We start from the raw sequence: 23,836 nt of genomic DNA, 5'->3' as shown, positions 1-23,836 counted from the left end.
CACCCCCAAAGGGAAACCCCGAACAACCGAGACTTCTGCCAGTGGTACATCCTCCTATGACTCATTTGAAAGGGTTCGACCTGCTCGCCCTTGGCTTCATGACGTTCGCGCTTTTTCTCGGCGCGGGTAACATCATCTTTCCTCCCAGTGCCGGCATGGCGGCGGGCGAACACGTATGGAGCGCGGCTTTCGGCTTCCTCCTTACCGGTGTCGGCCTGCCGTTGCTGACGGTGGTCGCCCTGGCCCGGGTCGGAGGCGGTATTGGCCGCCTGACCCAGCCGATCGGGCGGCGCGCGGGAGTGGCGTTCGCCATCGCCGTCTATCTTGCCATCGGCCCGCTGTTCGCCACCCCGCGTACAGCCGTGGTGTCCTTCGAGATGGGCGTCGCGCCCTTCACCGGGGACGGCGGCGTGCCGTTGCTCGTCTATACCGTCGCTTACTTCTCCGTGGTTCTGTTCCTGGTGCTGAACCCGGGTCGCCTTGTCGACCGGGTCGGAAAGGTCATCACGCCGGTGCTGCTGTCGGCCCTGCTGGTCCTTGGCGGCGCGGCGATCTTCGCGCCGGCGGGAGAGATCGGCAGCAGTTCCGGCGAGTACCAGAGCGCGCCCCTGGTGCAGGGCTTCCTGCAGGGCTACCTGACCATGGATACCCTCGGTGCGCTGGTCTTCGGTATCGTCATCGCCACCGCCATTCGCGACCGCGGCATCAGCGACAGCCGGCTGGTCACGCGCTATTCCATGATCGCCGGGGTCATCGCCGCCACCGGCCTGTCCCTGGTCTACCTGGCGCTGTTCTATCTTGGCGCCACCAGCCAGGGCATCGCCGGCGACGCCCAGAATGGCGTACAGATCCTCACCGCCTATGTGCAGCAGACCTTTGGCGTTTCCGGCAGCCTGTTGCTGGCGGTGGTCATCACCCTGGCCTGCCTGACCACGGCGGTAGGGCTGATCACGGCGTGCGGCGAGTTCTTCAGCGACCTGCTGCCGGTTTCGTACAAGACGGTGGTGATCGTGTTCTCGCTGTTCAGCCTGCTGGTCGCCAACCAGGGACTGACCCAGTTGATCAGCCTTTCGGTACCGGTTCTGGTGGGACTCTATCCGCTCGCCATCGTGCTGATCGCCCTGAGCCTGTTCGACCGGCTCTGGGTGTCGGCCCCGCGGGTGTTCGTGCCGGTGATGATCGTCGCGCTGCTCTTCGGCATCGTCGACGGGCTGGGGGCGGCCAAGCTGAACGGGTGGGTGCCGGACGTCTTCGCCAAGCTTCCGCTCGCCGATCAGAGCCTTGGCTGGCTGCTGCCGGTATCCATTGCGCTGGTCCTGGCAGTCGTTTGCGATCGGCTGCTGGGCAAGCCGCGCGAAGCGGTCGCCTGAGACGTCAGGCGAACCCCAGGAAGGCCGCCTCCGGGCGGCCTTTTTCATGAGCCGACGAAAGTCGTGTCCTGGCCGCGGCGAGCGGCGTCCCAACGGCGCGAAACAACGGCGGGGCGATTCCCGGCCGGCTCAAGAGGGAGTTTTCATGACCGCCGAACTCGGCATTTTCAACGGGCACCTGCTGCAACACCTGCTGGCGGCGCTCTGGTTCCTGTTCTGCTGGGTGGGCTACACCCGCTACGCCACCTGGAAGGGTCGCGACACCGCCTGCCTGGCCAGCGTCCTGCACCTCTACCGGGAGGACTGGATGCGCCGGTTGCTGCTGCGCGACAACCGTATCGCCGACGCCAGCGTGATCGGTAACCTGGAGCGTAACGCGTCGTTCTTCGCCTCCAGCACGCTGATCATCCTCGCCGGCATCCTCACCCTGCTGGGCTCCACCGATCGCGCCGTCTCGGTACTGGCCGACCTGCCGTTCGTGGAGGAGGCCAGCCGGGGACTATCGGAACTGAAGCTGCTGTGCCTGGCAGTGGTCTTCGTCTATGCCTTCTTCACCTTCAGCTGGTGCATGCGCCAATACAACTTCGCGGCGATCCTGGTCGGCTCGGCACCGATGATCGGCGAGCGCAACGTCGGCGAGCTGGAGCGCAAATCCTTTGCCGAGCGTGCCGCCCGGGTCATCTCGCTGGCGGCCAACCAGTTCAACTTCGGCTTGCGCTCGTACTATTTCGGCCTGGCCATGCTCGCCTGGTTCATCAATTCCTGGTTCTTCATGCTGGTGACGGCCGGCGTGGTGCTGGTCCTGTATCGCCGCGAATTCCATTCGGACGTGCTGGAGGTGATGGTCTACACCGAGACCGCAATCGCCGAAAGCCCGCGGGAAGGCGAGGGCGAGGTGCCCAGGGGCTGAATCCCGGGCATGAAAAAGCCCGCTTGCGCGGGCTCTTTCAGGGTACGTCAACGAGAACTTATTGCTGGTTCTGTTGCGGTTGCTCCGGAGTCGGTGCCGGAGTCTGCGGGGTTGCCGGAGTGTCGCTCGACGGCGCCGGGGCGCTGGGCTCGGCAGGGGGAGTAGCCGGAGCGCTCGGCTGGGTCTCGGTAGCCGGAGCTGCCGGGGCCGCTGCCTTGTCTTCCTCTTTCTTGTCGCAAGCGGCCAGGCCAAGGCTGGCAGCGAGCAGCAGGGCAAGAGTTACGGTCTTTTTCATCGTTTAGCCTCCATGTGCGGCTTTCCTCGTTGTAGCCCTTTGAACATTTGCGCTGGCGTGAAGTTCCACACACTTCGACTATTTCGATCGTTATGTCCAAAACCCCGGCTGCCGGGGCTTTGGCGGCAGGGTATGATTCGCCCTCCAGAAAACTCCCAGCAAGGTCGCCGTCATGTCGGAAAATCCTCTCCTCGAGCGCGCCCGGCGCTTTCTCTCGGCCTTGCGTCATTGCCAGGTGCTGGGGTTGACGGTCGAGGCCGCCGACGAGAAAGGACTGACCCTGCGCCTGCCCTACAGCCAGGCGATCATCGGCAACCCGGAAAGCGGGGTCGTCCACGGCGGCGCGATCACCACCCTGATGGACACCACCTGTGGTATTTCCACGGTCTGCGTGCTGCCGGACTTCGAGATCTGCCCGACGCTCGACCTGCGCATCGACTACATGCATCCCGCCGAACCGCACAAGGATGTCTATGGCTTCGCCGAGTGCTACCGGGTCACGCCGAACGTGATCTTCACCCGCGGCTTCGCCTACCAGGACGATCCAGGCCAGCCCATCGCCCATGTCGTCGGCGCTTTCATGCGCATGGGCGGTTCGGCCCGCGCCGGGGCGGCCAGGCCGGCCGCGCAGGGAGGTGCGGCATGAGCCCGACCAGCCTCGAGCAACTGGTCCGCGACGCGCGTCGGAACAACGACTACAGCCCGCTGGTGGAGCTGATCCCGTACGCCAAGCTGCTCGGCATCGAATGCCTGCGCCTGGGCGACGACATGGTCTTCCGCCTGCCGGCGAACAAGGACAACATCGGCAACCCGACCCTGCCGGCCATCCATGGCGGCGTGATCGCCGGCTTCATGGAGCATGCGGCGATGTTGCACCTGCTGACCTTCATGAGCATTCCGCACCTGCCGAAGATCATCGATTTCTCCATCGATTACCTGCGTGCCGGGCACTTCCGCGATACCTACGCGCAATGCCAGGTCTGGCGCCAGGGGCGACGGGTGGCGAACGTCGCGATCAACGCCTGGCAGACCACCCAGGGCGAGCCCATCGCCACCGCGCGGGCGCATTTCAAGGTGGACGAGCCGTGAGCCGTACGCTGCGGAAAGTGGGCTGAGGATATCGCGATGGATGCCTTGCTGATTCTGGGCGGCCTGCTGCTGATGGTCGCCGGCTATATCTGGGTCATCGTCCTGGCCTTCGGTACCGGTCTGCTGTGGGGTTACGGCAGCCTTTTCCCGCCGGTGGCGCTGGCCTATATCGGCGTGCACTGGCGTACGGCGCGCAAGGGCGTCGGGCTGGCCGCGCTGGGTTGCATCCCGCTGGTGGTCGGCCTGGCGCTGCTGGCCAGTCACGACGCTGCGCGGCTGGAGGCGATCCTCAGCCTGCGCTGGCTGAAACCGGAGGCCAGGCCGCCGGCGGAACTGTCCATCGCGCTCAGCGGGGAGTTCAACGGCAAGCCTTTCGCGCCGCAGAGCGGCGAGTTGATTGGCGGCGTGCTGAGCCTGCGCCAGGGGCACGATTTCTACGCCCAGCGCGAGCTGCAGATCCGCCTTCCGGCACAGCCGCTCGGGGCGCTGCGCCTGGATGTGCTGCCCGAGGACGGCGGCGCGTTGCCAGAAGTCGAGCTGAGCTGGCTGCAACCGGATCAGGACCTGCCCGAGGCGCGTCGTCTCCTGCGTGGCTATACCTTGCACCTGGACCTGCGGCCCAAGGCGCCGAACCGCCTGGAGGGCGAGTTCCACCTGAGCCTGCCGAGCGACTACCGGACCACCCTCAGCGGCCACGTCGAGCTGTATACCGACCGGCTACGCTATCGGCACGGCAAGGTCGACCTGGGATACGACTCCGACGATACCCTGGCCCTGGTCTTGCGCGATTATCTGCAGCGACGTTTCGCCAGCCGCGACGTCAGCCTCGTGCGGGCGCCGTCCTGGCGCGCGGCCAGCCATGCGCGGCCGCTGCGTATCGAGGCCCTGGTGGCCGGCCAGGCTCAGGTGCTGGAGCTGACGCTGGAGAAGAACGCCCGGCGGGAGTGGACGGTGCGCGGCGACGCGTTCCCCGCCTTGCCGGCGGAGCCTGCGACCGTGGCCGCGGCGGCGGCGCCGCCCGAGCCGCAGGCGCTGCCGGCGCCGGGTAACGCCACCCTCGACCTGGAGCTGGTCCAGGTCGAACCGCAGCGCTACAGCCAGCGCCTGGTCAAGGCCACTACGGTACGCGGGCGTATCGCCGAGGGCCGTTTCACCGGCCTCGACAGCGAGGGGCGCCTGGTGATCCGCCGGGAAATGCCCGGTGCGGGGGAGGCGAGCTACCTGTTGCGCCCGGCGGAGATCGCCCGTCTCGAACTGCTCGAACGCTAGTCGTCGCACGATGGTGCGCGGTTTTTTCGCATAAGCGCTTGAAAAGCCGGAAGAAGGCCCCACCTAGGGGACATCCGCCGTGGTACGCGGCTTATGTCATTGATGGAGCTTGGAGCGATGAGCGTGGAAACCCAAAAAGAGACACTGGGCTTTCAGACTGAAGTGAAGCAACTGCTTCACCTGATGATTCATTCTCTCTATTCGAACAAGGAAATCTTCCTCCGCGAACTGATTTCCAACGCCTCGGACGCCGCCGACAAGCTGCGTTTCGAAGCCCTGGCCAATCCCGAGCTGCTCGAGGGCGGCGCCGAGCTGAAGATCCGCGTCAGCTTCGACAAGGAAGCCAACACCGTCACCCTGGAAGACAACGGCATCGGCATGAGCCGCGAGGATGTGGTGACTCACCTGGGCACCATCGCCAAGTCCGGGACCGCCGACTTCCTGAAGAACTTGTCTGGCGACCAGAAGAAGGATTCGCACCTGATCGGCCAGTTCGGCGTCGGTTTCTACAGCGCCTTCATCGTCGCCGACAAGGTCGATGTCTACTCCCGTCGCGCCGGCCAGCCGGCCAGCGAAGGGGTGCACTGGTCGTCGAAGGGCGAGGGCGAGTTCGACGTCGCTACCATCGACAAGCCCGAGCGCGGTACCCGCATCGTCCTCCACCTGAAAAAGGGCGAGGAGGAGTTCGCCGATGGCTGGCGCCTGCGCAACGTGATCAAGAAATACTCCGATCACATCGCTTTGCCGATCGAGCTGCCCAAGGAATTCCACGGCGAAGAGGCCGACAAGCCGGCCGAGCCGGAATGGGAAACGGTCAACCGCGCCAGCGCGCTGTGGACCCGTCCGCGCGCCGAGGTGAAGGACGAGGAATACCAGGAGTTCTACAAGCACGTCGCCCATGACTTCGAGAACCCGCTGAGCTGGAGCCACAACAAGGTCGAAGGCAAGCTGGAATACACCTCGCTGCTCTACGTGCCGGGCCGCGCGCCGTTCGACCTGTACCATCGCGAAGCGCCGCGGGGCCTGAAGCTGTACGTACAGCGCGTGTTCATCATGGACCAGGCCGACGAGTTCCTGCCGCTGTACCTGCGCTTCATCAAGGGTGTGGTCGACTCCAACGACCTGTCGCTGAACGTCTCCCGGGAAATCCTGCAGAAGGATCCGGTGATCGACTCGATGAAGTCGGCGTTGACCAAGCGCGTGCTGGACATGCTGGAGAAGCTGGCGAAGAACGAGCCGGAGCAGTACAAGACCTTCTGGAAGAACTTCGGCCAGGTCCTCAAGGAAGGCCCGGCGGAAGACTTCGGCAACAAGGAGAAGATCGCCGGCCTGCTGCGCTTCGCCTCCACCGGCGACGATTCGGGCGAGCAGAGCGTAGCGCTGGCCGACTACATCGGTCGGATGAAGGAAGGCCAGGACAAGATCTACTACCTCACCGGCGAGAGCTACTCGCAGGTGAAGAACAGCCCGCACCTGGAAGTCTTCCGCAAGAAGGGCATCGAGGTGCTGCTGCTCACCGATCGCATCGACGAGTGGCTGATGAGCTACCTGCCGGAGTTCGACGGCAAGCAGTTCGTCGATGTCGCCCGCGGCGACCTGGACCTGGGCAGCCTGGACTCGGAAGAGGACAAGAAGGCCCAGGAAGAAGTCGCCAAGAGCAAGGAAGGCCTGATCGAGCGCCTGAAGAAGGTGCTCGACGAGCAGGTCAGCGAAGTCCGCGTTTCCCACCGCCTGACCGATTCGCCGGCGATCCTCGCCATCGGCGAACAGGACCTTGGCCTGCAGATGCGCCAGATCCTCGAGGCCAGCGGGCAGAAAGTGCCGGACTCGAAGCCGATCTTCGAGATCAACCCGCAGCATCCGCTGATCGAGAAGCTGGATGCGGAGCCGGACGAGGACCGCTTCGGCGAGCTGTCGCATATTCTCTTCGACCAGGCCGCCCTGGCCGCGGGGGACAGCCTCAAGGATCCGGGCGCCTACGTACGCCGACTGAACAAGCTGCTGGTGGAGCTGTCCGCTTAAGCAGTAGCCCCGACAAAGCCCGCTTCGGCGGGCTTTGTCTTTTCCAACTCTCGCAGGAGCAGTACCCATGAGTGAGATTCGTGTAGAGCCGGTCGCCTACGACATCGATGGGCAGCCGTACGAAGGTCAACTGGTGTACGACGCCAGCCACGCGGGGCCGCGCCCGGGCCTGCTGATGGCGCCGAACTGGATGGGCGTGAGCGCCGCCGCGCTGGACATCGCCCGGCAGGTCGCCGGCCGTGGGCACGTGGTGCTGGTGGCGGACCTCTACGGCAGGGACGTGCGTCCGCAGAACGGCGACGAGGCGGGCGCGGCGATGATGCCGCTGAAGAACGACCGGGCCCTGCTGCGCAAGCGCATGCAGGCAGCGCTGGCGGCCTTGCGCGGACAGGCGCTCGCGGCTGTCTATACGACCCGCCAGGCCGCCTTCGGTTTCTGCTTCGGCGGTTGCTGCGTGCTGGAGCTGGCTCGCGACGGCGCCGAGCTGAAGGCCTTCGTGTCCTTCCATGGCACCCTGGATACGCCGGACCCGGCGCATGCCAGGAATATCAAGGGCGCGGTACTGGTCCTCGACGGCGCCTCCGATCCGCTGGTGCCGCGCGAGCAGTTGCCGGCCTTCGCCAGGGAGATGACCGATGCCGGCGTCGACTGGCAGCTCACCAGCTACGGCGGCGCGGTGCATTCCTTCACCGATCCGAACGCCAAGCTGCCGGGCAAGATGCACTATGACGCCAGGACCTCCCGGCGTGCCTTCCAGGCGATGGACGACCTGCTGGCGGAAGTCTTCGCCTGAGACCGCCGGCTCACTCGCGCATGGCGAAGCAGTGCCTGGCCTCGGGGAAGCGCCGTTCGCGCACGTCCTCGGCGAAGCGCCGGGCCGCCTCGTCGATTTCCCGGTCGAGGCGCGCGTAGCGTTCGACGAAGCGCGGTACCTGTTCGCCGCTTAGCCCGAGCAGGTCCTCGCTGACCAGTACCTGGCCGTCGCAGGCCGGCGAGGCGCCGATACCGATGCAGGGGATCGCCAGTTCTTCGCTAAGGCGACGGGCCAGCGGCTCGCCTACGCCTTCGATGACCACCGCGAAGGCGCCGCCGCGCTGCATGGCGAGGCCGTCGCGGCGTACCCGTTCGGCGCTTTCCGGGTCACGCCCCTGGGCCTTGAAGCCGCCCATGGCGTTGACCTGCTGCGGCATCAGGCCGATATGGGCGAGCACCGGTATGCCACGGCGTACCAGGAAGTCCACGGTTTCTTCCATTTCCTCACCGCCTTCCAGCTTCACCGCCTGGGCGCCGCTGTCGGCCAGCAGGCGTGCGGCGTTGCGGAACGCCTGTCGGGGCGATTCCTGGTAGCTGGCGAACGGCAAGTCGGCCACCACGCAGGCGCGCCGACTGCCGCGCATCACCGCCAGGGTGTGGGCGACCATCATCTCCAGGCTCACTCCCAGGGTGCTGGGCATGCCATAGAGCACCATGCCCAGCGAATCGCCGACCAGCAGCAGGTCGGCATGCGGATCGAGGAGGCGGGCCATGGGCGTGCTGTAGGCGGTCAGCGCCACCAGGCTGCCGGCACCCTTGCGGCGCCGGATATCGGGAACGGACAGGCGATGTTGCGGGCGATGACTGCTCATGGCGTGGCTCCGGTTTGTCTATGGGGAGCCACACGCTACCATCGGCCGCGCACCGCTCACTCGACGGATGGGGACAACCGATGCCGCAAACGGGACAAGAACGCGACCTGCCGCGATTCCGCAGCCTGCCCTGCGCGGTGTACCTGCGCGCCTTCGAGATGCCCGCCGGGCACCGGGTGGAGATGCACGAGCACCCCTGGGGCCAACTGATGTACGCCGCCAGCGGCACCTTGCGCGCCAGCACCGAGCGGCACAGCTATCTGGTGCCGGCGCAGCGGGCGCTGTGGATTCCGCCGGGCGTCCGGCACGCCGCGGAGGCTTGCAACCCTGTGCTGTTCCGCAGTCTCTACCTGGATCGTTCGCTGCCCGGCGGTTGCCGGGTACTGGAGGTGTCCGGCCTGCTGCGCGAACTGTTACTGCGGGCGGCGGAATTTCCCCGTGAATATCCGCCGGGTGGCGAGGCCGAGCGTCTCATGCAGGTGGTCGCCGATGAGGTCGGGCGCCTTCGCGAGGCGCCGCTGAACCTGCCGTTGCCTGGCGACCCGCGCTTGCGCCGGATCACCGACGCGCTACAGGCGGATCCCGCCGATCCGCGCGGCATCTCGGATTGGGCGGGACTGGTGGGGGCTTCCCGACGGACCCTGGCGCGGCTGTTCCGCGAGCAGACCCAGTTGTCGTTTCGCGAGTGGCGCCAGCGCCTGCGTCTGCTCAACGCGGTCGCCGCGCTGGAGGAGGGCGCCAGCGTGACGCGGGTGGCCAGCGACCTTGGCTACGACTCCACCTCGGCGTTCATCAGCCTGTTCCAGCGTCATTTCGGCCAGACCCCCGGTTGCTTCGCCCGCTCCCTGCGCTTGCCCAACTGAGCCGCATGCTTCAGGGCGCCGCCTGTTGGCGCAGGCTTGCCGCCTTGGCCGCGAGGTCCGGCCAGGCGGGCTTGCCGGCGAAACGCTCGCGCAGGTAGTTGGCCAGGGCGGCGACTTGCCGGTCGTCGAGGCTATGGCGGAAGCCGGGCATATAGCCGAGGTCGCCGGTGGCCGGGCTGTGGATGCCGTCGAGGATGATCCGCAGCAGGTTGTCCGGGCTGTCCGCATGCACATTGCTGTTCAGCGCCAGGGATGGACGCACGCCGAAGAAGCGCGGTCCGTCGCCGTCATGGTGGCAGGCCAGGCAGGCCCCGGCGAACAGGCGCGCGCCGCTGCCGCTGGGCGGTTGCACGCGGCCGTAGCCCTGCCGGTCGAGGCGTTGCGCCTGTTGCTGATCGGTTTCCCCGGCCGGGGCAGCGGCGTAGGACGCAAGGTAATGGGCCAGGGCCCGCAGGTCCTCGTCCGACTGCTTGGCCAGACCTTCGCCGACCACTGGCGCCATCGGCCCGCTGGCGACCCCGTGGTAGGCCGAATAGCCGTGGCGGAGGTAGGCGTAGAGGGCCTCCTCGCTCCAGGCGATGGGCGCCGGCGAACTGGCGTTCAAGGCTGGCGCGGTCCAGCCCTCCGCCTCGCCGCCGGCGAAGTGCGCGCTGCCGGACTTTTCCGCGCCGAGCGCATTGCGCGGCGAGTGGCAGGCGCTGCAATGGCCGAGGCCTTCGGCGAGATAGGCGCCGCGGTTCCATTGCTGGTTGCGCGTCGGCTCGTCGCGGTAGGCGCCGGGCTCCAGGAAAAGCAGGTTCCAGCCGGCCATCAGCTGGCGTTGGTCGAAGGGGAACGGCAGCTGGTTGGCAGGCGTTTCGCTGTGCACCGCCGGCTGGCTCATCAGGTAGGCGTACAGGGCCTTCAGGTCTTCGTCGCGAGTCCTGGTGAAGGCGGTGTAAGGGAACGCCGGATACAGGTAGCTGCCGTCGCGGGCCACGCCATGCCGCATGGCCCGCTCGAAGGCGGGGTAGGACCAGCCACCGATGCCGCTCGCGCGATCCGGCGTGAGGTTGCTGCTGTAGATCGTCCCGAACGGCGTCGGCAAGGCCCGTCCGCCGGCGTTGCGCGGGCCGCCTTCGCGAGTGTGGCAGACCGCGCAGTCGCCGAGGGCGGCGAGGCGTTCGCCGCGGGCGATCTGCTCGGCGCTGAAGGGACCGGGTGTGCCTTCCAGTGGCCCGATGGCCGGTTGCCAGGCGTAGCCGAGGGCGATGGCGGCGAGCGCGACGAGGCTGCCGGAGGCCCAGAGGCCGATGCGTGTTGCCTTCTTCATCTGTCAGTCATCCACTGCGCGGGGCGCCGCGGCGCCCCGGGGAAAAGAATCAGGCCTGCGCGCTGCGCAGCGCCGCGAGTACGCGTTCCGGAGTGAACGGCACCTGTCGCAGGCGCGCCCCGGTAGCGTCGAAGATCGCATTGGCGATGGCCGCGGCGCTGGGCACCGAGGCTGACTCGCCAGCGCCCATCGGTGGCTGCTCGGGGCGGTCGAGCAGCAGTACGTCGATCTCCGGCAGTTCGGGGAAGCCGAGGATCGGGTAGCCGCCCCATTCCAGGCTGGTGACGCCACGGCGGTCGAAGGTGGCGAACTCCTTGAGTACCCGGCTGGTGGACTGGATGACGTTGCCGTGGACCTGGTGCCTGACCCCATCGGGATTGACCATCTGCCCGCAGTCATGGGCGACCCAGACCTTGGCGACGCGCACCGCGCCGTTCTCCGGGTTCACCTCGACGTCGACGATCCAGGCGGCCCAGGCGGCGCCGAAACCGGGAAACTTGCTGTGGAAGTAGCGCGCATAGGCGAAGCCGCGTCCCTTCAGCAAGCCGTCCCGGCGCGCCTCTGGGTTGGGGGAGGTGCGTGGCTGCCAGCCGGCGCGGGCGACCAGGGCGTCGATCAGCGCCAGGGCGCGCTGGTCGTCCAGGTAGCGGCGGCGGAAGGCGATGGGGTCGATGCCGGCCAGGTGCGCCAGTTCGTCGACGTAGGACTCATGGGCGAACACGTTCGGCAGCGCCGAGACGCCGCGCATCCAGGACGCGCGGACGATAGGGGCGGCGTCGTTGGCCACCACCCGCATCCGCGGGTAGCGGTATTGCGGGATCGCGGTGCGGTCGCCCATGTCGGCCACCTGCGGGGTGGCCGGGATCCGCCCGGTGAGGAGCAGGGCCAGGGTCGGCGCGCCGTTGGAGGGGTAGCAGGTGGCGAAGTCGTAGGCCGCCACCCGGCCTTGCTCGTCGAGACCGCCGCGGACCTCGATCAGTTGCGCGGTGCCTTTCGGTTCCCAGCCATGTTCCTGTTCGCGCATCAGTTGTACCCGCACCGGCCGGCCCACCGCCTGCGCCAGGAGCACGGCGTCGGCGCTGACGTCGTCGGCGCCGTTGCGTCCGTAGCAGCCGGCGGCTTCCATGCGGATCACCTCGATGTCCCCGGTCTCGCGCTGCAGCAGCCTGGCCAGGTCGTTGCGCAGGTCGTGCGGGTTCTGCGTGCCGGACCAGACGCGAGCGCGCTGCGCATCGACCTCGGCGAGGGCGCAGGAAGGGCCGATGGAGGCATGCAACTGGTAGGGCCAGACATAGGTGGCCGACAGCGGCCGGGCGATGCCCGCGAGGTGCTGCTCGAGACCGGGCGAGTCGTGCAGCGTGCGTGGCTTCTTCGGATGCCGGCGAAGCGTGTCCTCGAGCCGGTCGGGTTCCAGCGGCGGCAGGCCCTGCCAGTCCTTCCAGCGCACCTTGAGCTGGCGCGCGGCGCGGATCGCCTGCTCCTCGCGTTCGCAGACCACGCCGACGAAGTCGCCGATCACGACCACCTTGACCAGCCCCGGCAGCCCGGCGACCGAGCTTTCGTCCACCGCCAGCAGGCCGCTGCCGAGCGGGGCGCTGACATCCGCGCCGGTATAGGGCGGGCGTACCACTCGTCCATGCAGCATGCCGGGCAAGCGCATGTCGTGGACATAGGTCAGTTGACCGGTCAGCTTCGCCGGGATGTCCACCCGACGCACCGGCTTGCCGACCAGACGGTACTCGCTGCGCGGCTTGAGCGGCGCCTTGCCGTCGATGTTCAGGTTGAAGCGCTGGCCTCGCAGCAACTCGCCGTAGCCGATCCGTCGCTGCGGATTGGCGGCGGCGAAGACCTGGCCGTTTTCGCTGCGCAGGCTGTCCGGATGCACCGGGAAATGGCTTCCGGCCTGGCGCAGGAGGAAGCGCCGGGCTTCGGCGGCGGCCTGGCGCAGCGGCACGGCGCTGACCTGGATGCTGGCGCTGGCGATGGTCGGCCCCTGGTCCGGTGTGCGACGGGTGTCGCCGAGGATCATCTCGACCTGCTCGAACGCGACGTCCAACTCTTCGGCGACGATCTGCGCCAGTGCCGTGCGGATGCCGGTACCAAGGTCGACGTGGCCGCAGAAGGCGGTGACCTTGCCGTCCGCGGCAATGGCGATGAACGAGTCGACCTGGTCCAGCGGCAGGTCGGTGGCGCCCTGCTCGGCAAGGGCGAGCAGCGGGGCGGGCAGGTTGACGGTGACCAGCAGCAGGCCGCCGGCCTTGAGGAAGCCGCGTCGCGAGGGATTGGCCAGGCTCATGCCGGGTGCTCCTCCTGATGCTCCTTCAGGCTCTCGGCGGCACGCCGCACGGCCTTGAGAATCTCCACATGGGTGCCGCAGCGACACAGGTTGTAGGCCAGTTCCTGGCGGATCTCGCCGTCGCTGGGGTTCGGGTTGCGATCCAGCAACGCCTTGGCGGTCATCACCATGCCGTTGATGCAGTAGCCGCATTGGGCGGCCTGTTCGTCGATGAAGGCCTGTTGCAGCGGATGGGGATGGGCGGCATCGCCGAGTCCTTCGAGGGTAACCACCCGGCGGCCTACGGCGGCCTCCACCGGGGTGATGCAGGAGCGGGTGGCGACGCCATCCATCAGCACGGTGCAGGCGCCGCACTCGCCGAGGCCGCAGCCGAACTTGGGACCGTTCAGTTGCAGGTCGTTGCGCAGGACATAGAGCAGGGGGGTATCGGGGGCGACATCGAGGCGCAGGGACTGACCGTTGACGGTCAGGGCAAGGGCATCGCTCATGGCGGTTTCTCCCCATGCCGGCGGCATGGCTGTTCATCAGGCGGATATCCCGTCAGCCGTGCCTGGTAGCATGCGGCTATGCGGGAATTTGTTTGTATACAAACATGTTATGAACGCCTGCGGCGAACTGTCAATGGCAGGCCGCTACGACGAAAGGCGCAGCTCCGGGCGACGCAACGCGGACAAAAGGATAGACCGCAATGGCCTCAGGTCAGGCGAGCGAGCAACCCGCGCAGGGTTTCCTGTTCTTGCGGGGAGAGGGGGGCCAAGGCCTGCCGGTTGATCTCGCGGGCGGCCGCCAGGCCGGCCTCGAGTTCGGCGCGTCCGGCAGGACTGAGGCTGACCAGCAGGCGCCGGCCGTCGTCCGGATCGGCGCTGCGCTGGATCAGTCCCCGTTTGTCCAGGCGCTCGACGACGCCCTTGATGGTCGCGGCGTCCATGGCGGTGAGTCGGCCGAGCTGGTTCTGCGGGCAGGGTCCGGTCTCGCCGAGGCGGACCAGGGCGGCCCACTGGGTGGGGGTCAGGCCGTTGCCGATGCCATTGGCGAACAACGCCGCATAGCGCTGGTTGGCTTGGCGCAGGATGAAGCCGATCTGGTCGTCGAGGCGGTACGGGGCGTTACGGGACATGCTGGACATCGGTGGTGGCGTGAGGGCTTCATTCTAGCTCACGGCCGGTACCAGAGTGCCTCGCGCTGAAAGGGAGTTTTTCCTGGAAGATAGGGGTTTTTCAGCTCGATTATTCTCCGCTGCCGAAGGGCAAGCTTGCCCAGCCGCGTCTTGAAATGTCGCTCGAACAGCCGTTCGAAGCTACCGTCGGCAATCGCCTTCTCCAGGCCCTGGCGAATGGCCTCGGCCAGTTCCGGGCGTTGACGCGAAACGAAGAAATAGAAGGCCGCGGGGTAGTGCAGGGCCACGTGCTGGTCGATCGCCAGGTGCAGCCCGGCGCGGGAGGCGTCCTCCAGTTCTCCGTCGATCACTACGACCTCGCGGGGGAAGACCTCGAAGCGACCGGCATCGAGCATGCGGAACAGGCTCTCGTAGTTCTGGCTGGTCTTCACCTCCAGGCCGTTGGCGCGCAGGATCGGTGTGTCGGCCCAGTCCTGGCGCTGGCCGAAGCGCAGGCGGCGGAGATCGTCGAGGGTCCGCGCCGAGGCCAGGATATCCTTGTTGGCGGCGCTGACCAGGGGAATGCGCCAGCCGATCAGGCCGCGATAGATCGGAATGCGGATCGGCAGCAGGGTCTCTTCCAGGTCGTCGCGGGACTGCGCCCACATCACCTGCAGGCCCGGATCGTCCTGCTCCAGGCGCAGTTGCGCACGGGACTGCGGCATGGGCTGCGCGCTGGGCTCCAGGCGGTAGTCGCCGCCGCTCCTGGCCAGCGCCAGTTGCAGCAGCTCGACGACGTAGGGTTCGGGGTTGCGCCCTTCGGAATGGCGCGGATAGATCACCCGTTCGCCAGCCCCGGCATGCCAGGCCAGCAGGCCGAACAGCAGGGCCAGCCAGCGGAGCGGCGAACCCTGGCCGAGCGGCAGCGGTCTATGTTCACTCAGGCCTATCAGGAGGAATGCCATGGCTGGCCCCCGTACGCGTGCCCTGTTTTCGACATTGTTCGCCCTGTCCCTGGTGACATCCTTGACCCATGCCAGGGATTATCGCTACAGCGACGCTCACGTGCACTATGTGGATTTCTTCCAGGAAAGCGAAGGCATGCCGCGGCTGCTGGAGGCGATGGACAAAGGCCGGGTCGACCATGTGATGCTCAGCGGCGTCGCGGTCGCCAAGAAATGGCACGAGGACGAGCCGAAGCGGCCGCGCTACTACGCTGGCGACGATGCCGGAGCCTATTGGTACAGCGCCACCGACGTGATCGTGGCGGCGGCGGTGAAATCCCTGCCAGCCGAGCAGCGGCGGCGCGTGCATCCGTTCCTGACCGGTTTCAACCCGACCGACAAGAACGCCGACGCGCACATCCGTCGCATGCTGGAGCTGGACCCGGGACTCTGGCAGGGCATCGGCGAGATCTTTACCCGTCACGACGACCTCACCGCGCTGACCTACGGCGACGTGCCGAGGGCCAACAACGAGGCGCTGGCGCGGGTCTATCACCTGGCCGCCGAATTCGACCTGCCGGTGTTGCTGCACGCCAACGTCACTTCCAAGCGCGAACGCAACCCGCTGTACCTGGCGGAAATCGAGGAGCCCCTGCGCAATCACCCGCATGTGCGGTTCATCTGGGCCCATGCCGGGACCAGCATGGAGATCCATCGCCACCAGAAGAAACTGGACTTCCTCCTGCCGACCCTTCGGCGTCTGCTACAGCGCTACCCGAACCTCTACATCGACCTGTCCTGGTCGGTGTTGCGCCCGTACCTGCTGGACGAGCAGGGCAAGCCCGATCCGCAGTGGCTGGCACTGGTCGAGCGGTTTCCGCAACGCTTCATGCTCGGTTCCGATGTGGTCGGCCAGTTCGACAGCCTGCCCGAGTTGATGGCGAGCTTCGATCCGTTCCTCGACGCCTTGCCCGAGCAGGTCGCTCGCCAGGTGGCGCGGGACAACTTTCTGGCGGTGCTGCCGCGCCAGCCCGCCGATCCGCGAGGCGAATAACCCGGATTCGTCATCAGTCTGTCATGCCGGCGTCATAGGCTCGCGCCAGTCCCATCCAGGAGTGAGTCATGTCCTTCATCCGTTCTTGCATCAGTCGTTCCGTCTTCCTGCTCGGCGCCGGCGTCGCCGTGGCGGCGCAGGCCGAGGTGCGTATCGACGGCCCCATCGAATATGGCGTGTTCGAAAGCCGCTACCAGGATTTCCAGCCCGGCGAACGGGTATTGACCCGTAGCGAGCAGAACATCCAGCAGACCACCGAAGTCCCGGCCAAGCTCGGCACCAAGTTCGGCATGCGTTATCAACTCAGCGGCAAGCAGGAAGGCGATACGCCTTTGACGCTGCTCTACCTCACCCCGGGCGTGGTCACTCCGGATGGTCAGCGGCATGACAAGTTCGAAGTGGTGCAGAAGCTGGTGCCGGGCGCGCCGACCGATGTCATGGCCTACGAATTCACCGAGCCGCACGAAGTGGTGAAGGGCGAATGGCGGTTGATGGTGTTCCAGGGCGATCGCCTGCTGGCGGAGAAATCCTTCGACGTGCGCTGAGCGCGAGCCATGCAAAGCGCTGGTTTTCTTGTGTGGCGTGGATAACGCGGGGGCGCCATTCGCTCTACCGGGCAAGGGTTGCCTGCGTGCGGTAGGGCGGATAACCGCCTGCGGTTATCCGCCGTTTGGGCGGCGTACGAACGGATGCCGACGGTAGCCTGTTCGTCCTTCGATCAGTCCCTGCTGACCCGGGTATCTTCCGCGGCGAGCGGACTGCCGTCGCCGGCGCGTACCTGCAGGCGCGGCACCGGCTGGCCGCTGTCGCGCTCGACCAGGCGGACATGGGATTCGTCCGGGGCGAAGAAATAGTCCTCGCCCCACTGCCGAATCGCCACCAGCAGGGGGAAGAGCGCGCGTCCCTTGTCAGTCAGACGGTATTCCTGGTGACTGCCGCTTTCGGCCGGGACCGCCACCATCACGCCGTGCTCCACCAGGTTGCGCAGGCGCGCCGCCAGGATGTTCTTGGCCAGGCCGAGGCTCTTCTGGAATTCGCCGAAGCGCGTCAGTCCTTCGAAGGCATCGCGCACGATGAGCATCGACCAGCCGTCGCCGATCACGTCCAGCGGGCGGGCGACTGGACAACTGGCTTGCTTGTGGCTGGTGCGCTTGACCATCTGGGCGGCTCCGGAGGGGGAGAGGATCGGGTTTCATGGTAAAACCCGGGCTTCACGCTGGGCAACCGGAGGAAGTGCGCCGCCGTGAGACGGCGCACGGCATGGTCAGACGACGAAGCGGGTGACCATGTTGTTCAGGTCGATGGCCAGTTGCGACAGTTCCTGGCTGGCGGCGGCGGTCTGGTTGGAGCCGGCGGACGTCTGCAGCGAGATGTCGCGGATGTTCACCAGGTTGCGGTCGACCTCGCGGGCCACCTGGGCCTGCTGCTCGGAGGCGCTGGCGATCACCAGGGTACGCTCGTTGATCTGGCCGACCCGCTCCGCGATCTCGTTCAGCGCCAGGCCGGCGGCTTCGGCGATCTCCAGCATGTTGCGGGCGCGTACGCTGCTGCTGTCCATGGCGCCGACCGCGGCGCCGGTGCCTTCCTGGATGTTGGCGATCATCTGCTCGATCTCGCGGGTGGATTCCTGGGTGCGATGGGCGAGGGCGCGAACCTCGTCGGCGACCACGGCGAAACCGCGGCCCTGCTCGCCGGCGCGAGCCGCCTCGATGGCCGCGTTGAGCGCCAGGAGATTGGTCTGTTCGGCGATACCGCGGATCACGTCGAGGACCTTGGAAATGTCCTGGGCCTTTTCCGCCAGGCCGCCGACCAGCGCCGAGGTATTGTCCACTTCTTCGCTCATCAGGCGGATCGCCTGGACCGTCTCCAGTACCCGCTGGCGTCCGTTCTGCGCCGATTGCTCGGAGGCGGACGAGGCGTCCGAGGTGGAGCTGGCGTTGCGCGCCACTTCCTCGACGGCGGCGGTCATCTCGTTGACCGCGGTGGCGGCCATCTGGATTTCGTCGTTCTGCTGGGTCAGCGAGCGGTTGCCCTGCTCGGTGACGGCGCTGAGTTCCTCCGCGGCGGAGGCCAGTTGGGTCGCCGAGCTGCCGATCTGCTGGATGGTCTGGCGCAGTTGTGCCTGCATGCCCTGGAGGGCGACCAGCAGCTTGGCCGGTTCGTCGCGGCCAGAGGTGTCGATGCGGCTGGTGAGGTCACCGGAAGCGATCACCTCGGCCACTCGCAGCGCCTCGCCGATCGGTTGGGTGATGCTGCGGGTGAACAGCCAGGCCAGTACCACGGTAGCGAGGCCGGCGACCAGCAGTACGCCGATCACTGCGGCGAAGGCGCTGTCATAGACCTCATCGGCCGTGTGGCTGGCCTGGCTGGCGCCCTTGACGTTGAAGTCGATCAGCGCCTGCAGTTGCTGCTGGGTGGCGCGGTACTGGTCGAGCAAGGTGCTTTCGGTGTACTGGCGGGTCTCTTCCAGCGGCTTGCTGCGCGACATCTGCACCAGGGTCTGCTGGCTTTGCAGGAGCGTCTGCCGGGTAGCCAGGTAGCGCTCGTAGATCGAGCGCTCGTCGGCACCACTGATCAGCCGTTGGTAGGCGCCCTCGCGATCGGTCAGTTCCTTGCCGATTTCCGTCATGCGGCTTTCCAGGAAGCGCTTGCTGCTATCGTCCGCCGCCAGCACATGGGCCAGTTGCACCTGCCGCAGTTCGGCGAGCAGAACGTTCAACTCGGCGCTTTCGCGGACGCTAGGCAGCCAGTTGTCGCTGATGTCCGAAGAGGCTTCGTTGAGCGAACCCATCCGGTTCAGGGAAAAGATGCCGGTGATGACCAGCAGAGCGGTGATCAGGGCGAAACTCAGGGCGGCACGGGTCGCGATGGGCATACTGCGCAAAGACATGATGGCGGATTCCAGGGGGCAGGAAGAGGGACGGGGCTGACCAGTACTATCGGCAGGCAGGGCGGGAGGTTTAGCCCGTTCATGCAGTCCGGGTAAAGAAACGCTGGGTACAAAAAAGCGCCCCGGAGGGCGCTTCATGCGGCGATGGAGGGAATCAACCCTGCCAGCGCTTGAGGACCAGGGTGGCGTTGGTGCCGCCGAAGCCGAAGCTGTTGCTCATGACGGTATCGAGCTTGGCGTTCTCGCGGGTCTCGCGGAGAATCGGTAGGTCGGCCACTTCCGGGTCGAGTTCGTCGATGTTGGCGGAGCCGGCGATGAAGCCGCCCTCCATCATCAGCAGGCAATAGATCGCCTCGTGCACGCCGGCGGCGCCCAGCGAGTGGCCGGACAGGCTCTTCGTCGAGCTGATGGCCGGCGCCTTGTCACCGAACACTTCGCGCACGCCTCGGATCTCGGCGACGTCGCCGACCGGGGTGGAGGTGCCGTGGGTGTTCAGGTAGTCGATCGGCGCGTCGACGGTGGCCAGCGCCTGCTGCATGCAGCGGATCGCGCCTTCGCCGCTCGGGGCGACCATGTCGTAGCCGTCGGAGGTGGCGCCGTAGCCGACGATCTCGGCGTAGATCTTGGCGCCGCGCTTGAGCGCATGCTCCAGCTCCTCGACCACCACCATGCCGCCGCCGCCGGCGATGACGAAGCCGTCACGCTTGGCGTCGTAGGCGCGGGAGGCCTTTTCCGGAGTGTCGTTGTACTGGGTGGAGAGGGCGCCCATGGCGTCGAACAGGCAGCTCTGGCTCCAGTGTTCCTCTTCGCCGCCGCCGGCGAAGACCACGTCCTGCTTGCCCAACTGGATCTGTTCCATGGCCTGGCCGATGCAATGGGCGCTGGTGGCGCAGGCGGAGGAGATCGAGTAGTTGACGCCCTTGATCTGGAACGGTGTGGCCAGGCAGGCCGATACGGTGCTGCCCATGGTGCGGGTCACGCGGTATGGGCCGATGCGCTTGACGCCTTTCTCGCGCAGGGTGTCGATGGCTTCCATCTGGTTCAGGGTGGAAGCGCCGCCGGAGCCGGCGATCAGGCCGGTGCGGGGGTTGGAAATCTGTTCCGGAGTCAGGCCGGAGTCCTTGATCGCCTGCTCCATCGCCAGGTAGGCGTAGGCGGCGGCATCGCCCATGAAGCGGAAGACCTTGCGATCGATCAGCTCTTCGAGGTTCAGGTCGACCGAACCGGAAACGTGGCTGCGCAGGCCCATCTCGGCGTAGGACGGATTGAAGCGAATGCCGGGCCGACCCGCACGGAGGTTGGCGGAAACGGTGTCTTTGTCATTGCCGAGGCAGGAAACGATGCCCAGACCGGTGATAACGACGCGACGCATGCGGATAACCCTTAGAAGCTGTCAGTGGAGGTGAACAGGCCGACGCGGAGGCCTTCGGCACTGTAGATTTCGCGGCCATCGACGCTGACGGTGCCGTCGGCGATGGCCAGGACCAGCGAACGATTGATCGTGCGCTTGATATGAATGTTATACGTGACCTTCTTCGCTGTCGGCAGAACCTGACCGAAGAACTTCACTTCGCCCGAACCCAGGGCGCGGCCGCGGCCGGGGTTGCCCTGCCAGCCGAGGTAGAAACCGACCAGCTGCCACATGGCATCCAGGCCCAGGCAACCGGGCATGACCGGATCGCCTTCGAAGTGACAGGCGAAGAACCACAGGTCCGGGTTGATATCCAGCTCGGCGACCAGCTCGCCCTTGCCATACTTGCCGCCGACATCGCTGATGTGAACGATGCGATCGATCATCAGCATGTTGGGGGCGGGAAGTTGCGCGTTACCCGGGCCGAACAGCTCGCCGCGACTGCAGCGCAGCAGGTCTTCTCGGGTGAAGGCGTGTTGTTTGGTCATGCGAGCTCCTCAAAAATCCCTGAACTGCAGGGTTGTGGCGGTTCGTCCAGCGGCCGTCGCGCCGGGTTATTGTATCGGCGTCGCAGCGGCAGCCTAGTCATAGACTGTTGCGTTGCGGTGAAAGTCACAGTGTCCGGCGAACAGATGTTCACTTTATTCCCGCGTCCGCTTGCCGCCCTTGTCGTAGATCATTCCGGCTCCCCTCGTCCGGTTTCGTTCGATGTCACGGGGAGTTCCGGCTGCGAGCCGATCCAGCGTTGCAGTATGCGTTGCAATTCCGCCCGTTTGAATGGCTTGGCCAGGTAATCGTTCATTCCCGCCTGCAGGCAGTTCTCCCGATCGCCCTGCAGGGCGTTGGCGGTCAGGGCGATGATCGGTACCTGCCGGCCGTTCTCCTGGGCCCTGATTTCCCGTGTCGCCGAGTAGCCGTCGAGCACCGTCCGTCGGCAGTCCATCAGGATCGCGTCGTAGCGCTGGCGCTCGGCGCTGCGTACCGCCTGGATACCGTCGGCGACCAGGGTGACGCGATAGCCGAGGCTGCGCAACATGGCTTCTATGACTGTCTGGTTCACCGGATTGTCCTCGACCAGGAGGATTTCCTGACCGGCGGCGACCGGGGCGGCGTCGCCGGCGGCCTGCTGCCGGTGCGCCGGCGACTGCTGGAAGGGCAGCGGAATCTCCAGGGTGAAGGTCGATCCCGAGCCTTCCTTGCTCTCTGCCTGCAGGGTGCCGCCCATCCGTTCCGCCAGGGTCCTGGCGATCGCCAGGCCGAGCCCGGTGCCGCCGTAGCGTCGGGAAATCGACGAATCCGCCTGCTGGAAGGCGTCGAACATATGTTCCAGGCGTTCCGGCGAGATGCCGATGCCGCTGTCGTGCACCGCGCAGGTCAGCCACAGTACGTCGTGATCGAGAGCCTGCCACTCCAGGCTGAGATGGATGGCGCCTTCCTCGGTGAACTTCAGCGCATTACCCAGCAGATTCACCAGGATCTGTCGGATCCGCGTCGGATCGCCGCAGACCTCGATATTCTCCAGGCCGGCCTGGATCTGCAATTCCAGCGCCAGTCCGCGTTGCTGGGCGCTGTGCTGGAACACCAGGGCGGAGCCTTGCACCAGTTCCAGCAGGTTGAAGGGGATGCACTCCAGTTCCAGCGCGCCGCGTTCGATCCTTGAGAAATCGAGAATGTCGTTGATGACCTTCAGCAGGTGTTCGGTGGACTCGGTGGCCAGCGCCGTGTACTCGGCCTGTTCGCGGGTCTGCTCGGTGGTTTCCAGCAGTTGCAGCATGCCCAGCACGCCATTCATCGGGGTGCGAAGCTCGTGGCTCATCATCGCCAGGAAGTCGGACTTCGCCCGGTTCGCCTGCTCCGCTTCCTCGCGGGCGCTGATCAATTGGCTGATCGCCTGTTCCTGTTCCCGGCTCGCGCGGTCCAGCCCGCTGGCGAGATTGTTGATGTGACGGGCCAGGTCGCCGATCTCGCCGTCGTCGAGGATCGGCAGGCTGGTCTTGTAGTCGCCGCTCTGGATCGCCTCGACCGCCTGGCCCATGGTACTGATCGGCGCCGACAGGCGCTGCGCCAGGCGGCGCGCGACGAGGAAGGTGAGGATCAGGGCGAAGGCGGCCAGCAGGGCGGCCTTCAGGAGGATTTCCTGTTGCCGCTGGCTGAAGGCGTCGTTGGACATGCCGACCACCACCCGGCCGAGGTAGTCCTCGCCGGACTGGCCGTCGCCTTCGCTGGCGCCATCCAGCAGCGGGTCGCTGGCCAGGGCGATACGCTGGCGCTGGATGGTGGAGTGGAAGATGTCGATCGGCGCGGCGTTCTGCAACGCGCCGGGCAACTGTTCGACGTACACCAGGATATTGTCGTTGCGGTCGCGTACCTCGATGAAGCGCACATGCGGGGTGTCGAGGGTGGCCTGCAGCAGCTTCTGCAGCACGGGCGTGTTGCCGGCGATCACGCCGTATTCGGCGGCCGGCGCCAGCTGGTCGGCGATCAACTGGCCGGTATGGGTCAGTTCCTGGCGCAGGTCCTGCAGGCGCGAGTAGGTGAAGTAGGCGGTGAGCAACAGGGTCAGCAGCAGCGCCGGGCCCAGGCTGATCGCCAGCATGCGGGTACGGATGTCCCAGCCGTGGCGCTGGCTCATGGTTCTTCTCCTTCGGCGAGGCGCCGGCCGAGGTCGGCGTCGCTGGCCAGGTCGATACCCAGGGAACGGGCTACCTGCCGATTGCCGAGCACCTTGAAATGCCCTGGATAGAGGCTGAGGGGCCAGTGCCTGGGCGCCTGGCCGAGCAATTCGTCGAGGGTGTCCAGCCAATCCTCCTGGTCGCTGTAGCTGCTCGCCAGGCTGCCGGCCTTGACGAAGGCTGCGGTGGGGCCGAGCAGCGCGCGGTTCTTGGCGTAGCTGCCGAGCAGCAGGCTCTTGATGCTCTGCGAGTTGTACAGCTGTTTGTCGTCGATGCCGAGCAGCAGGTCACTATTGCCGAGCAGGAACTGCAGCGGGCGCGGGTCGTCGTTGCCGCTGCTGCTGGCGACGAACAGCTGGAGCCCCTGGCTGCGGGCCTCGCGGCGAAGCTCGTCGAGGAGGAATTCGCTGTCCTTGCCGTAGAGCACGCCGATGCGCTGGATGCCCGGCAGGATCAGGCGCGCCAGGCGGAGCTGGCGGGACGCCGGCGGGTCGCTCCAGAGTACGCAGAGACCTCCGACGCCGTGTCCGCCATGTCCGTTGGCGCCTGGCAGCAGGCGCTGGCCATCGACCCGGTTGAGCAGCAGCGCCAGGGTCGGCGGCGCCCGGTGCTGGCGCAGGCGCCAGGCCAGGGCCTCGGGGCCGAGCAGGAGCAGGCGGGTGTCGTCGGCGAAGACCATCCCCTCCGCCAGGGCCGCGGGCGTGCGCAGTTCCACCTG

23 protein-coding genes are annotated in these 23,836 nt (G+C 66.6%); 10 read left to right on the top strand and 13 right to left on the bottom strand.

Annotated features, from left to right (window positions below; genetic code table 11):
• The first annotated feature begins 56 nt into the window (after positions 1 to 56).
• Positions 57 to 1,370: a branched-chain amino acid transport system II carrier protein gene (gene brnQ / locus ACTJJX_RS10750; protein ID WP_003120443.1), complete on the top strand. Its 1,314-nt coding sequence runs from the start codon at positions 57 to 59 to the stop codon at positions 1,368 to 1,370.
• 145 nt (positions 1,371 to 1,515) lie between these two features.
• A complete protein-coding gene (locus tag ACTJJX_RS10745; protein ID WP_003106486.1) occupies positions 1,516 to 2,280 on the top strand; it encodes a DUF599 domain-containing protein in 765 nt (254 codons plus the stop codon).
• Between the two features lie 58 nt (positions 2,281 to 2,338).
• Here the strand turns inward: ACTJJX_RS10745 and ACTJJX_RS10740 are convergent, their stop codons facing one another.
• Positions 2,339 to 2,575 carry a hypothetical protein gene (locus ACTJJX_RS10740; RefSeq protein ID WP_003087435.1) on the bottom strand — a complete coding sequence of 79 codons (237 nt, stop codon included), beginning with the start codon at positions 2,573 to 2,575 and terminating at the stop codon, positions 2,339 to 2,341.
• Between the two features lie 172 nt (positions 2,576 to 2,747).
• Here ACTJJX_RS10740 and ACTJJX_RS10735 point away from each other — a divergent pair, with 172 nt between their 5' ends.
• The 5 genes from ACTJJX_RS10735 to ACTJJX_RS10715 all read left to right on the top strand — a co-directional run bounded on the left by ACTJJX_RS10735 (position 2,748) and on the right by ACTJJX_RS10715 (position 7,748).
• The gene (locus ACTJJX_RS10735) at positions 2,748 to 3,221 is read left to right on the top strand and encodes a PaaI family thioesterase (RefSeq protein WP_003106488.1); all 474 of its coding nucleotides are present in this window, start codon (positions 2,748 to 2,750) and stop codon (positions 3,219 to 3,221) included.
• The gene (locus tag ACTJJX_RS10730) at positions 3,218 to 3,664 is read left to right on the top strand and encodes a PaaI family thioesterase (RefSeq protein WP_003087441.1); all 447 of its coding nucleotides are present in this window, start codon (positions 3,218 to 3,220) and stop codon (positions 3,662 to 3,664) included. The genes ACTJJX_RS10735 and ACTJJX_RS10730 overlap by 4 nt, the downstream gene beginning before the upstream one ends.
• 36 nt (positions 3,665 to 3,700) lie before the next feature.
• Positions 3,701 to 4,933 carry an MFS transporter gene (locus tag ACTJJX_RS10725; protein WP_003120441.1) on the top strand — a complete coding sequence of 411 codons (1,233 nt, stop codon included), beginning with the start codon at positions 3,701 to 3,703 and terminating at the stop codon, positions 4,931 to 4,933.
• A 117-nt stretch (positions 4,934 to 5,050) separates the two neighbouring features.
• Entirely contained in the window at positions 5,051 to 6,955 is a 1,905-nt protein-coding gene (gene htpG / locus ACTJJX_RS10720; RefSeq protein ID WP_003087446.1) for a molecular chaperone HtpG, read from the top strand.
• A 67-nt stretch (positions 6,956 to 7,022) separates the two neighbouring features.
• Positions 7,023 to 7,748: a dienelactone hydrolase family protein gene (locus tag ACTJJX_RS10715; RefSeq protein ID WP_016851773.1), complete on the top strand. Its 726-nt coding sequence runs from the start codon at positions 7,023 to 7,025 to the stop codon at positions 7,746 to 7,748.
• A 10-nt stretch (positions 7,749 to 7,758) separates the two neighbouring features.
• Here the strand turns inward: ACTJJX_RS10715 and panB are convergent, their stop codons facing one another.
• Positions 7,759 to 8,580, bottom strand: a complete 822-nt coding sequence (gene panB, locus ACTJJX_RS10710) for a 3-methyl-2-oxobutanoate hydroxymethyltransferase (protein WP_016561746.1) — start codon at positions 8,578 to 8,580, stop codon at positions 7,759 to 7,761.
• Between the two features lie 80 nt (positions 8,581 to 8,660).
• Between panB and ACTJJX_RS10705 the strand changes: the two genes are divergently transcribed.
• Positions 8,661 to 9,443: an AraC family transcriptional regulator gene (locus ACTJJX_RS10705; protein WP_003117756.1), complete on the top strand. Its 783-nt coding sequence runs from the start codon at positions 8,661 to 8,663 to the stop codon at positions 9,441 to 9,443.
• Between the two features lie 10 nt (positions 9,444 to 9,453).
• On the opposite strand, the gene ACTJJX_RS10700 is transcribed toward ACTJJX_RS10705, so the two are convergent.
• From ACTJJX_RS10700 to ACTJJX_RS10680, 5 genes are all read right to left on the bottom strand, one after another.
• On the bottom strand, positions 9,454 to 10,755 hold the full coding sequence (locus ACTJJX_RS10700) for a cytochrome c (protein ID WP_003132914.1): 1,302 nt from the start codon (positions 10,753 to 10,755) through the stop codon (positions 9,454 to 9,456).
• 49 nt (positions 10,756 to 10,804) lie between these two features.
• Positions 10,805 to 13,051, bottom strand: coding sequence for a xanthine dehydrogenase family protein molybdopterin-binding subunit (locus tag ACTJJX_RS10695; protein WP_003120440.1), 2,247 nt, complete (start codon positions 13,049 to 13,051; stop codon positions 10,805 to 10,807).
• On the bottom strand, positions 13,048 to 13,539 hold the full coding sequence (locus tag ACTJJX_RS10690) for a (2Fe-2S)-binding protein (protein WP_003097907.1): 492 nt from the start codon (positions 13,537 to 13,539) through the stop codon (positions 13,048 to 13,050). The genes ACTJJX_RS10695 and ACTJJX_RS10690 overlap by 4 nt, the downstream gene beginning before the upstream one ends.
• A 206-nt stretch (positions 13,540 to 13,745) precedes the next feature.
• Complete coding sequence (locus tag ACTJJX_RS10685; protein WP_003120438.1) at positions 13,746 to 14,168, bottom strand: MarR family winged helix-turn-helix transcriptional regulator; 423 nt, start codon at positions 14,166 to 14,168, stop codon at positions 13,746 to 13,748.
• A 38-nt stretch (positions 14,169 to 14,206) separates the two neighbouring features.
• Complete coding sequence (locus tag ACTJJX_RS10680; protein WP_003097899.1) at positions 14,207 to 15,112, bottom strand: substrate-binding periplasmic protein; 906 nt, start codon at positions 15,110 to 15,112, stop codon at positions 14,207 to 14,209.
• Here ACTJJX_RS10680 and ACTJJX_RS10675 point away from each other — a divergent pair.
• Both ACTJJX_RS10675 and ACTJJX_RS10670 read left to right on the top strand, forming a co-directional pair.
• Complete coding sequence (locus ACTJJX_RS10675; RefSeq protein WP_003097898.1) at positions 15,111 to 16,145, top strand: amidohydrolase family protein; 1,035 nt, start codon at positions 15,111 to 15,113, stop codon at positions 16,143 to 16,145. The two genes, ACTJJX_RS10680 and ACTJJX_RS10675, sit on opposite strands and share 2 nt — an antisense overlap.
• Before the next feature lie 68 nt (positions 16,146 to 16,213).
• Complete coding sequence (locus tag ACTJJX_RS10670) at positions 16,214 to 16,690, top strand: DUF3859 domain-containing protein (RefSeq protein WP_003087466.1); 477 nt, start codon at positions 16,214 to 16,216, stop codon at positions 16,688 to 16,690.
• Positions 16,691 to 16,863: 173 nt separating this feature from the next.
• Here the strand turns inward: ACTJJX_RS10670 and ACTJJX_RS10665 are convergent, their stop codons facing one another.
• From ACTJJX_RS10665 to ACTJJX_RS10640, 6 genes are all read right to left on the bottom strand, one after another.
• Complete coding sequence (locus ACTJJX_RS10665) at positions 16,864 to 17,304, bottom strand: winged helix-turn-helix transcriptional regulator (protein ID WP_003087468.1); 441 nt, start codon at positions 17,302 to 17,304, stop codon at positions 16,864 to 16,866.
• Positions 17,305 to 17,409: 105 nt separating this feature from the next.
• Positions 17,410 to 19,035, bottom strand: a complete 1,626-nt coding sequence (locus ACTJJX_RS10660) for a methyl-accepting chemotaxis protein (RefSeq protein WP_003097894.1) — start codon at positions 19,033 to 19,035, stop codon at positions 17,410 to 17,412.
• Between the two features lie 154 nt (positions 19,036 to 19,189).
• Positions 19,190 to 20,407 carry a beta-ketoacyl-ACP synthase I gene (fabB, locus tag ACTJJX_RS10655; protein ID WP_003097892.1) on the bottom strand — a complete coding sequence of 406 codons (1,218 nt, stop codon included), beginning with the start codon at positions 20,405 to 20,407 and terminating at the stop codon, positions 19,190 to 19,192.
• 11 nt (positions 20,408 to 20,418) lie between these two features.
• On the bottom strand, positions 20,419 to 20,934 hold the full coding sequence (gene fabA / locus ACTJJX_RS10650; protein WP_003087475.1) for a 3-hydroxyacyl-[acyl-carrier-protein] dehydratase FabA: 516 nt from the start codon (positions 20,932 to 20,934) through the stop codon (positions 20,419 to 20,421).
• Positions 20,935 to 21,122: 188 nt separating this feature from the next.
• Positions 21,123 to 23,078, bottom strand: a complete 1,956-nt coding sequence (locus tag ACTJJX_RS10645) for an ATP-binding protein (RefSeq protein ID WP_440781969.1) — start codon at positions 23,076 to 23,078, stop codon at positions 21,123 to 21,125.
• Positions 23,075 to 23,833 carry an ABC transporter substrate-binding protein gene (locus ACTJJX_RS10640; RefSeq protein WP_003120435.1) on the bottom strand — a complete coding sequence of 253 codons (759 nt, stop codon included), beginning with the start codon at positions 23,831 to 23,833 and terminating at the stop codon, positions 23,075 to 23,077. The genes ACTJJX_RS10645 and ACTJJX_RS10640 overlap by 4 nt, the downstream gene beginning before the upstream one ends.
• Positions 23,834 to 23,836 lie beyond the last annotated feature (3 nt).

Source organism: Pseudomonas sp. 22490 (assembly GCF_052044465.1).
Classification (GTDB): Bacteria; Pseudomonadota; Gammaproteobacteria; order Pseudomonadales; family Pseudomonadaceae; genus Pseudomonas; species Pseudomonas aeruginosa.
Note: the sequence above shows the minus strand (reverse complement) of the source record. Positions and strands in the feature narration are given on the sequence as shown.

What these genes read in the sequence shown, in the direction of transcription:
- brnQ (WP_003120443.1), top strand. Translation starts at nt 57, where the DNA reads ATGACTCATTTGAAAGGGTTCGACCTGCTCGCCCTTGGCTTCATGACG.
- ACTJJX_RS10745 (WP_003106486.1), top strand. Translation starts at nt 1,516, where the DNA reads ATGACCGCCGAACTCGGCATTTTCAACGGGCACCTGCTGCAACACCTG.
- ACTJJX_RS10740 (WP_003087435.1), bottom strand. Translation starts at nt 2,575, where the DNA reads ATGAAAAAGACCGTAACTCTTGCCCTGCTGCTCGCTGCCAGCCTTGGC.
- ACTJJX_RS10735 (WP_003106488.1), top strand. Translation starts at nt 2,748, where the DNA reads ATGTCGGAAAATCCTCTCCTCGAGCGCGCCCGGCGCTTTCTCTCGGCC.
- ACTJJX_RS10730 (WP_003087441.1), top strand. Translation starts at nt 3,218, where the DNA reads ATGAGCCCGACCAGCCTCGAGCAACTGGTCCGCGACGCGCGTCGGAAC.
- ACTJJX_RS10725 (WP_003120441.1), top strand. Translation starts at nt 3,701, where the DNA reads ATGGATGCCTTGCTGATTCTGGGCGGCCTGCTGCTGATGGTCGCCGGC.
- htpG (WP_003087446.1), top strand. Translation starts at nt 5,051, where the DNA reads ATGAGCGTGGAAACCCAAAAAGAGACACTGGGCTTTCAGACTGAAGTG.
- ACTJJX_RS10715 (WP_016851773.1), top strand. Translation starts at nt 7,023, where the DNA reads ATGAGTGAGATTCGTGTAGAGCCGGTCGCCTACGACATCGATGGGCAG.
- panB (WP_016561746.1), bottom strand. Translation starts at nt 8,580, where the DNA reads ATGAGCAGTCATCGCCCGCAACATCGCCTGTCCGTTCCCGATATCCGG.
- ACTJJX_RS10705 (WP_003117756.1), top strand. Translation starts at nt 8,661, where the DNA reads ATGCCGCAAACGGGACAAGAACGCGACCTGCCGCGATTCCGCAGCCTG.
- ACTJJX_RS10700 (WP_003132914.1), bottom strand. Translation starts at nt 10,755, where the DNA reads ATGAAGAAGGCAACACGCATCGGCCTCTGGGCCTCCGGCAGCCTCGTC.
- ACTJJX_RS10695 (WP_003120440.1), bottom strand. Translation starts at nt 13,051, where the DNA reads ATGAGCCTGGCCAATCCCTCGCGACGCGGCTTCCTCAAGGCCGGCGGC.
- ACTJJX_RS10690 (WP_003097907.1), bottom strand. Translation starts at nt 13,539, where the DNA reads ATGAGCGATGCCCTTGCCCTGACCGTCAACGGTCAGTCCCTGCGCCTC.
- ACTJJX_RS10685 (WP_003120438.1), bottom strand. Translation starts at nt 14,168, where the DNA reads ATGTCCCGTAACGCCCCGTACCGCCTCGACGACCAGATCGGCTTCATC.
- ACTJJX_RS10675 (WP_003097898.1), top strand. Translation starts at nt 15,111, where the DNA reads ATGGCTGGCCCCCGTACGCGTGCCCTGTTTTCGACATTGTTCGCCCTG.
- ACTJJX_RS10680 (WP_003097899.1), bottom strand. Translation starts at nt 15,112, where the DNA reads ATGGCATTCCTCCTGATAGGCCTGAGTGAACATAGACCGCTGCCGCTC.
- ACTJJX_RS10670 (WP_003087466.1), top strand. Translation starts at nt 16,214, where the DNA reads ATGTCCTTCATCCGTTCTTGCATCAGTCGTTCCGTCTTCCTGCTCGGC.
- ACTJJX_RS10665 (WP_003087468.1), bottom strand. Translation starts at nt 17,304, where the DNA reads ATGGTCAAGCGCACCAGCCACAAGCAAGCCAGTTGTCCAGTCGCCCGC.
- ACTJJX_RS10660 (WP_003097894.1), bottom strand. Translation starts at nt 19,035, where the DNA reads ATGTCTTTGCGCAGTATGCCCATCGCGACCCGTGCCGCCCTGAGTTTC.
- fabB (WP_003097892.1), bottom strand. Translation starts at nt 20,407, where the DNA reads ATGCGTCGCGTCGTTATCACCGGTCTGGGCATCGTTTCCTGCCTCGGC.
- fabA (WP_003087475.1), bottom strand. Translation starts at nt 20,934, where the DNA reads ATGACCAAACAACACGCCTTCACCCGAGAAGACCTGCTGCGCTGCAGT.
- ACTJJX_RS10645 (WP_440781969.1), bottom strand. Translation starts at nt 23,078, where the DNA reads ATGAGCCAGCGCCACGGCTGGGACATCCGTACCCGCATGCTGGCGATC.